This is a genomic window from Pontibacterium sp. (genome assembly GCF_041587635.1).
Lineage (GTDB): Bacteria > Pseudomonadota > Gammaproteobacteria > Pseudomonadales > Balneatricaceae > Pontibacterium.
The window spans coordinates 1-10,173 of the sequence record NZ_JBFGYC010000086.1 but is presented as its reverse complement, the minus strand read 5'-3'; the positions used below and the strand labels follow the sequence as shown (position 1 = coordinate 10,173).

9 protein-coding genes and 1 pseudogene are annotated in these 10,173 nt (G+C 51.4%); 3 read left to right on the top strand and 7 right to left on the bottom strand.

Features of this window, described 5'->3' with window-relative positions; genetic code table 11:
• Both ABYW01_RS06645 and ABYW01_RS06640 read right to left on the bottom strand, forming a co-directional pair.
• A partial coding sequence (locus tag ABYW01_RS06645) for an AEC family transporter (protein ID WP_372831704.1) occupies positions 1-802 on the bottom strand: 802 nt, incomplete at its 3' end.
• 197 nt (positions 803-999) lie between these two features.
• A complete protein-coding gene (locus tag ABYW01_RS06640) occupies positions 1,000-1,575 on the bottom strand; it encodes a TetR/AcrR family transcriptional regulator (RefSeq protein ID WP_372831703.1) in 576 nt (191 codons plus the stop codon).
• A gap of 160 nt (positions 1,576-1,735) precedes the next feature.
• Between ABYW01_RS06640 and yghU the strand changes: the two genes are divergently transcribed.
• The gene (gene yghU, locus ABYW01_RS06635; protein ID WP_372831702.1) at positions 1,736-2,596 is read left to right on the top strand and encodes a glutathione-dependent disulfide-bond oxidoreductase; all 861 of its coding nucleotides are present in this window, start codon (positions 1,736-1,738) and stop codon (positions 2,594-2,596) included.
• Positions 2,597-2,639: 43 nt separating this feature from the next.
• A complete protein-coding gene (locus tag ABYW01_RS06630; protein ID WP_372831701.1) occupies positions 2,640-3,314 on the top strand; it encodes a glutathione S-transferase family protein in 675 nt (224 codons plus the stop codon).
• Positions 3,315-3,409: 95 nt separating this feature from the next.
• Here ABYW01_RS06630 and ABYW01_RS06625 read toward each other — a convergent pair whose 3' ends face one another.
• The 3 genes from ABYW01_RS06625 to aceE form a co-directional block, all read right to left on the bottom strand.
• Positions 3,410-3,985 (bottom strand): 2-hydroxychromene-2-carboxylate isomerase, encoded by a 576-nt coding sequence (locus ABYW01_RS06625; protein WP_372831700.1) that lies wholly within the window; start codon positions 3,983-3,985, stop codon positions 3,410-3,412.
• A 78-nt stretch (positions 3,986-4,063) separates the two neighbouring features.
• Positions 4,064-5,377 carry a 2-oxo acid dehydrogenase subunit E2 gene (locus ABYW01_RS06620; protein ID WP_372831699.1) on the bottom strand — a complete coding sequence of 438 codons (1,314 nt, stop codon included), beginning with the start codon at positions 5,375-5,377 and terminating at the stop codon, positions 4,064-4,066.
• 97 nt (positions 5,378-5,474) lie between these two features.
• Positions 5,475-8,147, bottom strand: a complete 2,673-nt coding sequence (gene aceE / locus ABYW01_RS06615) for a pyruvate dehydrogenase (acetyl-transferring), homodimeric type (protein ID WP_372831698.1) — start codon at positions 8,145-8,147, stop codon at positions 5,475-5,477.
• A 272-nt stretch (positions 8,148-8,419) separates the two neighbouring features.
• Here aceE and ABYW01_RS06610 point away from each other — a divergent pair, with 272 nt between their 5' ends.
• Positions 8,420-8,899 carry an Lrp/AsnC family transcriptional regulator gene (locus ABYW01_RS06610; RefSeq protein ID WP_372831697.1) on the top strand — a complete coding sequence of 160 codons (480 nt, stop codon included), beginning with the start codon at positions 8,420-8,422 and terminating at the stop codon, positions 8,897-8,899.
• Here ABYW01_RS06610 and ABYW01_RS06605 read toward each other — a convergent pair whose 3' ends face one another.
• Positions 8,900-9,535 (bottom strand): LysE family translocator, encoded by a 636-nt coding sequence (locus tag ABYW01_RS06605; RefSeq protein ID WP_372831696.1) that lies wholly within the window; start codon positions 9,533-9,535, stop codon positions 8,900-8,902.
• 115 nt (positions 9,536-9,650) lie between these two features.
• Positions 9,651-10,173: pseudogene (locus tag ABYW01_RS06600) on the bottom strand (hypothetical protein); the annotation flags it as partial.

The following is a 10,173-nucleotide window of genomic DNA, read 5'->3' as shown; positions in this document are numbered from 1 at the left end:
CCTCTTCCGGGCGCTGATCGTATAATTGGGCAAACAGGTAACTGAATACCGCCGCGGGCAAAGCACATTGCACAATAACGACACCTGCGGCCGGTCCTGTAAAGCCCATGCCTGCAACAATGCCGATCCCCACACCAAACCCCATGCCAAGGCGTAAAAGAGATAAAGCGATGGCGGTTTTCAGGCTCCCCATCTTCAAGCTGGCCAGTGATACACCTAACGTAAACAGCATCAGTGGTATGGTCAGGTCACCAATTAGCTTGGTGGTATTAAACAGCCACTTAGGTACCTCGAAATTGCCAAACAGAAAAACCGAAGCCAGTACGGTGGCCGGAATAATCGGCATTTTCAGCAGTGATTTAGGCGAAAAGCTACCTGAAACAAAAGCAACCCCCAGCGTCAGCTGCAACACCACGTAGACCGTAAAGAAGGCTATCGCGAGCGCAAGCCCCTCCTCACCGAATGCCAATAAACACAAAGGCAACCCAACGTTACCCACGTTGGGCCAGGTTAACGCCTGAAGAAATGCCCGTTGTGGTAGCTTGAACGCCGCCAGTACTGCACCACCAATCAGAACAAATGCCACATTGGCGATCAGGGCAGCCAGCCCCATACTCCACAACTTTGACAGATCCAGCTCAACCGTTGCCAACGCATAAAAAACCAGACACGGCGTTGCAAAATAGGTGACGATGGCTGTCACAAGCGAGGTATCAAAATCCTTCCCACTTCGGGACCAGGCATAACCAATCCCAACGCACACAAAAACGGGGGCCAAGATGGAAAAAATTTCTGCAAACATCGTCAGGACCTTACATCAAAGGAAATAGAATATGTTGGGCGTTCATCGAGATAACGATAGATAACGACAGGGAAATAACCTGATATGCCGGGCCATACTGTACCAAACACGGAGCCACCGGAGAGGTCCTAAGAGGGGAAGGCTCTAAAAGCACAGATGGAAAAGTCGATAGAGGTAAGGGCCATGCCCGTCGCTCACTAGGTCAAACAGTTCAGAATATCGTCGACCAGTTCATCAACCTTTTCATCATTATTTGAGCGGGCATAAACACGCAGCCCGATCAGCTGCATCTGTAAAAAACGTGCCATGCGTCTTACATCCTTGTTTCGATCCAACTCGCCCTGTTCTTGCGCTTTGAGCAGCACAGCCGCAAACGCGCTTTCCATTACACCCAGCAGCCGCTTGGCTTCCTTTAACAACTCCATGTTGTCTTCAGTCAGTTCAGAGACCGTTTTAACAAGCATGCACATCTCACTGGGTGCGGTATCACAACCCTGCACAATACCTCGAATAAAGTGCCTTAACGCATCGAGTGGTGATGAAAACGTATCCGTGTATTCAGACAAACGGGCAACACCGGATTGGGTGTAATACTGCAATGTCTCCTTAAACAGTCCCTCTTTGCTTCCAAAAGTCGCGTAGATGCTCCCCGGGCGCATATCAATATGCTCCTGAAGATTACGCATAGAGGTCCCGTGGAAGCCCTTCTCCCAGAAAAGGTGAGTCGCCCTTATAACTGTGGCTTGTCGATCATGTCTTGCAGGATTAGGCATCTCATCACCGTTTGAACATTTGATCAAATTTTAACTTGAACGACTGTTCTAGTCCAGATAGGATATGAAAAATGAACAGTCTTTCAAGTTGATCGCGAGTTCAGGTCTGAATGTATAGCTGAGGCGACCGCTTTCTGAAACTTAGATTTTTGAGATGATTATGACCAACGAATACGTACCACCCAAGGTCTGGACATTCGACGCTGAAAACGGCGGCGATTGGGGCAAGATCAATCGCCCGGTATCTGGCGCAACCCATGAAGTCACTCTGCCTCAGGGCAAACATCCCCTGCAGCTGTATTCAATGGGCACGCCCAATGGTCAGAAAGTCACCATTATGCTGGAAGAGATACTAGCTCTCGGCCTGCAAGAAGCGGAATACGACGCTCACCTTATTCGTATTGGGGAAGGCGATCAGTTCTCCAGCGGCTTTGTGGATGTGAACCCTAATTCGAAGATTCCGGCCTTATTGGATTATTCCGGCGAACATCCGGTACGGGTATTCGAATCAGGGGCGATTTTGCTGTATCTGGCGGAAAAGTTCGGGCTTTTCCTACCCCAAAGTCTTCCGGAACGTACAGAAGTTCTTAACTGGTTGTTTTGGCTACAAGGCTCGGCCCCATACCTCGGTGGCGGCTTTGGACACTTCTATTCTTACGCACCTGTAAAAATTGAGTACGCTATCGATCGCTTCACCATGGAAGTGAAACGTCAGCTTGATCTGCTCGATAAGCAGCTCGCGAAAACACGTTTCATTGCAGGGGACCACTACAGTATCGCGGACATCGCAATCTGGCCGTGGTATGGCAACCTGGTACGAGGGACTGCTTACAACGCTGCGGAATTTTTAGATGCAGAAACCTACACACACGTTCAACGCTGGGCAGAAGACATTGCGCAACGTCCGGCCGTACAGCGTGGTACCATTGTTAATCGTACGTGGGGAGAACCTTGGGAAATGCTCGCAGAACGTCATGAAGCATGCGATATCGATGCGGTATTGAAACTCGAAAACGCATAAATCCTAAGCACCCAAAACGCTGCTCAGTTTAAAGGATACCATCATGTTGAAGTTTTACTTTCACCCGACGCCTAACCCAATGAAGGTCGCTCTGTTTCTCGCTGAATCCGGTCTGGAGTATGAACTCATTCCTGTGGACACCCGCAAAGGCGAGCAGCATGCTTCTGACTTCAGGCTGATTAACCCAAACGGTAAAGTCCCCGCCATCGACGATAACGGAACCGTTGTCTTCGATTCCAATGCGATTCTTCTATATCTGGCGGAAAAGACCGGCCAATTCCTCGTTAAGGAAGAAGACCGAGGTCAGTTGCTGTCCTGGCTGATGTTTATCGCATCGGGTTTGGGTCCCTATTCCGGACAAGCGGTTCACTTCCAGCATGCAGCACCGGAAAAGAGTCCCTATGCGATCAATCGTTACCGTCGTGAAGCGCAGCGACATTACCAGATTCTTGATGATCGCCTCGCCGATCGGGAATTTATCGTGGGTGATACCTATTCTATTGTCGATATTGCCGCATGGGGTTGGATTGATAAGGTGATCCCCGTGCTGGGTGAAGGCGAACTGGCACACTACCCCAACCTGAATCGCTGGTTCCAATCCGTTGATGCACGTCCAGCCGTCGCCAAAGCCCGCGCCACTGGCAGCAATATCAACTTTAAAACTGAGGTGGATGAAGAGACGAAGCGAGCACTCTTTCCGCAGAACTATGCGTCATAAAGCGGCAACATAACCAAGGCAGTGACTTCATCGCACCACATCACGATGCAGTTTGAAATCACTGCCTTTCAGAGGAAAGATGACACGCTGCGTTGTTAACTCAGCGCTTCAATCAAGAAATCGATCCGATCATGCCCCCAAAATACCTGTTCACCCACAATGAATGTAGGCACACCAAAACCGCCCTTTTCGATCAGTTCAGCGGTATTTTGCGCCAACATCGCCGCCGTTTGAGACTGATCCACAATCTCAGACAGACCAAACTTCTCAGCCTGTAAAGCGATAAAGTCCGGATCAGCGATATCTGCATCCTCACACCACAAACCGCGACCGATACTGATTGCCATCTCCAACCCCTGACCTTTTTCTTGTTCAGCAGATAAAACCAGTGCGTCAGCAGACGCTTCGTTACAAGGATAGTGTGCGGGGTGCAAATTGATGGGAATACCCAAACGCTGGCTCCAACGCGTTAACTCCTGCAACCGATATTTTTGCCGGTTGGGAGACCGTTTCTTCAATGGCAGTCCGCCGGTCTCATCAAACAGGCGAGCAATTTCGATGGGTTTAACCGTCAGATCGAAATCAAGATCAGATCGCACACTGAGTAGCTGCTCTGCTGCAAACAATGACCAAGGTGAATTGAGACAGAAATAATATTCTACACTTGCCATACTGCGTCCCCGTTGAATAGTTCCATTATCAAATGTGAGCAAGCGGATAGCAGCTTATCAGACACTACCCGCTTGGCGTTAGAGCAACGCCTGCCGAACATCCGTCAACATGGCATGAACACAGGCCATAAATCGCCCCGCATCACCGCCATTGATCGCCCGATGATCGAATGAGAGGCACAACGGCAACATCGTCGCGGGCACAAACTGATCACCGTCCCAGACAGGTTTGATGGCTGACTTAGCGATGCCAAGAATCGCCACTTCAGGCCCGTTGATAATTGGCGTAAAGCCTGTCCCACCAATGGCTCCCATACTGGAGATGGTGAAACAGCCGCCCTGCATATCGGCCACACCGAGTTTTCGATCACGCGCTCTCTGGCTCAGATCCGCAATGTCTAGCGTCAGCTCTCGAATACTCTTTTTATCCGCATCCCGAATAACGGGCACGACTAACCCTGCTGGAGAATCCACCGCAAAGCCGATATTAACGTAGGATTTGCTGATCAACTGGTCGTTCGCCGGATCAAGCGCCACATTAAATTGTGGAAACTGGCGCAACGCCCGGGCAACAATCGCGATCATAAACGGCAACAGCGTTGGCCGACGTGGTAAGCCCTGTGCTTCATGATCAATCGACCGACGGAACGCTTCAATATCATCGATCACAACCTCATCGAACAGGGTCACATGGGGAATGTTCAACCAGCAGCGGCTCATATGCGCTGCAGTGGCTTTGGCGATGCCCGATAACGGTTGCTGCTCAACCTCACCATATCGTGTGAAATCGTCCAGCGGGATCACCGGAATCCCCGTCCCCTGCACGGCAGGTTTTGGCTTATCTGCAGACAAACGTTGTTTAGCGTAAGCTTTCAGATCCTCTTTGAGAATACGACCGCGCTTGCCACTGCCAGACAGTTCCAGCAGATCGATACCCAGTTCGCGCGCCAGTTTACGCACCGCCGGGCCTGCATAAATCTCAGCCCCCGACAGGACAGCTGCATCAACGGCAATAACCGGAGGCCGAACCAACGGTGCGGATACCTGGGACTTTTCCTGAATCTCCGCATCCTGCTCAGATTCTGATGCGGCAGGTGTTTTCTTGGCCGCCTCCACCACTGGCTCCTCCAGACGTAGCTCGTCTTCATTCGCCTGAGTCTGAAGCAACTCCAGTTCCAGCAAAGGCGTCCCGGTGGCGATCTCTGCGCCCATCTTAACCAACCAGCGTTTGACCGTTCCATCGACAGGCGATGGCACCTCCATGGAGGCTTTATCGGATTCCAGTACCAATAAAGGATCACCCTCGGAAACCTCATCACCGGGTATTGTAAGCAACTCGACGGCTTCACCGCTTCCATCGGTCTCTGGCATAAATATGGTGTGTATTGTCATTGCTCATCTCCACGCAATCAGCACACCGCTCAGGCATCACATCTGTCTGTACCCAAGCGGTTTTCATCAAAATTAAAGTGTGTGTTGGCTAATCCGTTTAGAAAGAAACTGGGTCGGATTTTGACTCAGGAATATTCAGCTCAGTCCGCGCCTGTATCAGCACGTCCTGTCTTAACGATCCTTCGCGATACAACCCGGCCAGCGCCGACCAGGCAATGTAACGTGCATCCACTTCAAAGTGATCTCGCAGATCAGGCCGCGACTCGCTGAGGCCAAAACCGTCCGTACCCAAAGCGATCACCGGCTGCGGGAACCAACGCGCAACACTGGTGGGTAATGACTTCATAAAGTCGCTGCAGGCCACCACAATTCCCTGCTCATCCGCCATCATTTGCTGGATATAATTTTGCTCTGGAGCCTCCGGTGTCAGCATATTCTGACGCTCAATCTGCTGCGCCTGACGCAGCAACTCGTTGTAACTGGTCACGCTCCAGATATCTGCGTTGCAGCCATAACCCTGCAGAATCTCGGCGGCTTTCAGGACTTCCTGCATCAGACTGCCGCTGCCCAGCAAATGGACTTTTTGCCCCGTGCTATCGCTTTTCTGATAGCGATACATCCCTTTGAGAATCCCGTCCTCAACACCCTCCGGCATGGCTGGCATCGGGTAGTTCTGGTTGTACAAGGTCAGGTAGTAGAAGATGTTTTCATCGTTCTGATACATGCGCTCGATACCGTCCCGCACGATGACCGCCAGCTCATAGGCAAACGCAGGATCGTAACTGCGCATATTCGGCACCGTGGATGCGATCACATGAGAGTGGCCGTCCTGATGCTGTAAGCCTTCACCGTTCAGGGTTGTCCGTCCGGCAGTACCGCCTACCAGAAACCCTTTCGCCATAGAATCAGCACAGCTCCAGATCATGTCGCCAACACGCTGGAAACCAAAGATCGAATAGAAGATGTAAAACGGAATCATCGGCACCGCGAAATTCGCATAAGCCGTACCCGCCGCCAGAAATGACGCCATGGCACCGGCCTCACAGATACCTTCCTGCAACAGCTGACCATCTTTCGCCTCTTTGTACGGCAGCAGAGAACTGGCATCGACCGGCTTGTATTTCTGCCCTTCGCTGGAATAGATTCCAAACTGCTTAAACAGTGACTCCATGCCAAAGGTCCGCGCTTCATCCGGCACGATAGGCACAATGTATTTGCCCAGCTCTTTGTCTTTCAGCATCGCCGCCAACATACGAACAAACGCCATGGTGGTGGATTGCTCACGCTTGGTGCCTTCGATGGCGGCTTTAAACAGGCTGAGTGGCGGCGCGGTTAAACGCTGACACCTCACTTCACGTGACGGCAGATAACCACCCAACGTTTCGCGATGCTTATGCAGATATTGAGCTTCGGGACTGTCTTCAGCCGGTTTGTACAACTCAGCCTTCGCCATCTGCTCATTGGTCAGCGGGATACCAAAACGTTTACCAATCGCAATGCGCTCCTCCGCACTGAACTGTTTTTTCTGATGCGCGGTATTCTGGCCTTCCGCAGAGGCGCCCATGCCTTCACCTTTTACGGTCTTCATCAGAATCACGGTGGGGCGACCGGTGGCTTGGGCTGCACGCTCAAAGGCTGCGTACAGCTTTTTGCGATCATGGCCGCCGCGACGAATCACCCGGATCTCGTCATTGTTCAGCGTTTTCATCAACTCCGCTAAACGTTCATCACCATCGATCCAATGCTCACGTACGGTGTGCCCGTCAGACACGGTATAGAACTGGTAATCTCCATCCACCGCAAGATCCATGCGAGCCTGCAGCAGGCCATCCCGATCACGGGAGAAAAGCTCATCCCACTCGCTACCCCAGATCACTTTAATCACGTTCCAGCCGGCGCCACGGTAACTACGCTCCAGCTCCTGAATAATCTTGCCGTTGCCCCGCACCGGACCGTCCAGACGCTGCAAGTTGCAGTTCACGACCATCACCAGATTATCCAGATTCTCGCGGGTGGCCATGTTGATCGTGCCCAGCACTTCCGGCTCATCCGATTCCCCGTCACCGATAAAGCACCATACCTTGCCTCCGTTATCAGGCTTCAAGCCACGGTTTTCGAGGTACTTCATAAAGCGCGCCTGATAGATGGCAGAAGGCGTTGAAAGCCCCATGGATGCCGTCGGCAGCTGCCAGAAATCAGGTAACCGGCGCGGGTGAGGATAGGACGGTAAACCACCACCGGACTGCAGCTCACGGCGGAAATTATTCACCTGTTGCTCTGACAAGCGATTCTCAAGATAGGCCCGCGCATATATGCCAGGTGCGGCATGCGCCTGTACCATCAGAATATCGCCGCCGTAGGATTCGGAGTGCTTGCGAAACCAATGGTGGAACCCAACTTCCAACGCAGTCGCGGCCGACTGGTACGTAGCAACATGCCCACCCACACCCGAACCGTCTTCATTGGCTTTTAAGACCATCGCCATCGCGTTCCAACGAATGATATTTTCGATCTTCTGTTCCAGCTCGATATTGCCCGGATAGCCGGACTGCTGATGCGGGGGGATAGTATTGCGATACGGCGTATTCAACGTTGCTTCCGGCAGGGTCACACCCTGCTTCAACAGATGATCCTGCAACAACCGCAACATCTCACGACTGCGATCCTCGCCCTGCTCTCGACGGAGATACTCCAGCGCCTCAATCCATTCTGCGTTTTCTAACCCTTTCTCTTCAGCATCTAAACTGTGCTGGACCTGTATGTTATTCATGACCGCGACCTGCTCTGGGATCTGTTCTTGTAGTGACCAAAATCCTAGCACTAGCCCGTGAGTGATCGTGGTCAAAAACGCCACTACAAAAACACTTAAATAGCGATATAATCCACAAAATAGTTATTTATTAGCGGATGCATCTAACACCCATCGAAATATCACTTTTTTGAACCCAAGCAATGATCTGATCACCCGCCAACTCAGGGCAACAAGCAACTCAATCAGGTCGATAGGAAATGAAAACTATCAGCCTCTAAAGCGAGAGTAATATGGAAAAACTGGACCGGATCGATCGAAGAATTTTGGAGCTATTGCAGAAAGATGCACGTATCAGCATTACAGAATTAGCCGACGCGGTAGGCCTGTCGCAGACACCCTGTGGACGGCGGATAAAACAACTTGAAGCAAAGGGATTGATCGCGAAACAGATCGTTGTACTGGATCAGAAGAAGATCGGATTGCCGATGAGCATTCTGGTGCAGATCTCTCTCGATAAACAAACCAAGGACAAACTTAAAACCTTTGAGGATGCCGTCGCCCAGATCCCCGAGGTTATGGAGTGCTACCTGATTACCGGCAGCCAGTCGGACTATTTACTGAAGGTGGTTACCCGCGATCTCGATCACTATCAGCAGTTACTCTTAGACCACCTGACCGTCATCGAAGGGGTTAATTCGATTATCACCAACTTCATCATGCGTCAGCCGATCAATAAAACGGCGTATAACCTTGATCACCTCAGCAAGTGATCAATTACTGGTACTGGCCAACTTCGCACCAAACCCAATTAACAGAGCCCCCGTGATGCTATCCAGCACTTTCGCCACACGTGGCTGCTGCAACCAACAACGGGCACGCCCGACCATCAGCACCAGTGAGCCCTGCCAAAGCATACCGATAGTGAAATGTACGGTGGCCATCATTAATGCCTGTGGCAATGCAGAATACGCAGGATCGATAAACTGCGGCAAGAATGCCATGTAGAAGATGATTGGTTTAGGATTCAGGACATTGGACAACAGGCCTTCTCGCAACGAGACGATTGCGGGGATCGTGCTAACAGCGTCCGGTTGTTCAAACTGCAATTTCTGGCGATTGATCGCCGAACGCAGACTTTGCACACCCAACCAGATCAGATAAGCAGCCCCCGCCAGTTTGAGCAACATAAACAGTTCGGCTGAACCCAGCAGAATGACGGAAAGCCCCGCCGCAGAGATACTGGCATGGATGAACAGCCCTAAACAGATACCCAGACTGGTCAACAGTCCGTCACGATGACCGCCGCGGGCGGCATTACGCATCACCAACAATGTATCAACACCGGGTGTCAGGGTCAGTGCGGTAATCGCGACTAAAAAGGGTAACCAAAGGAACTGATCAAACATAATCTGTGTTACGCGTCTCGTTAACTGATACAGCAGTTTAATTTAAATGCCATGCGCGATCCAATGACCAACATCGCTCTGGGACACCAACACAACGCCTTTATGCTGCCGCGCGCTATTGCGAATATTTTCCACCATCGCTGATCCGGTTAAACCAGTGGTAGTTGGGTTGGGATTGAGCGTTGTCGATATTCTCAGGGGGTGTATCCCGATCAACATCCTTTTCGCCAAACGATCGCATTTCGAGATTAAAACGAAAGCCCGAACGCGGTTCAGCACTGCTGCCATGCAGATGTGCACTGGAAAAACACAGCAGATCACCGGGGTCGAGAAGTACGTTAACCCCTTCACCACTCACCGCCTCCATCGCTTGTGGCGCATAGGGATAGTCGATCTGTGCGTTTGCCGATATCGCTTGAGCTTGCTGGCGAGCTTTGCGAAAAGCCTCAAAGCTCCAACTCGCGGTGGTGTTTGCCACGGGAGTGGACCAGTAGTGCGGATAAAACGTCAGCGTATTGTCATCTGAAATGGGGTAAATCGGGCTCCACCAATTGATCTGATGCTGAATATTGCTACCCCATGTATCACGGTGGTGGCCGATACTGCCGCGAAACTGCGAATTCGAATCTCTTGTCGGG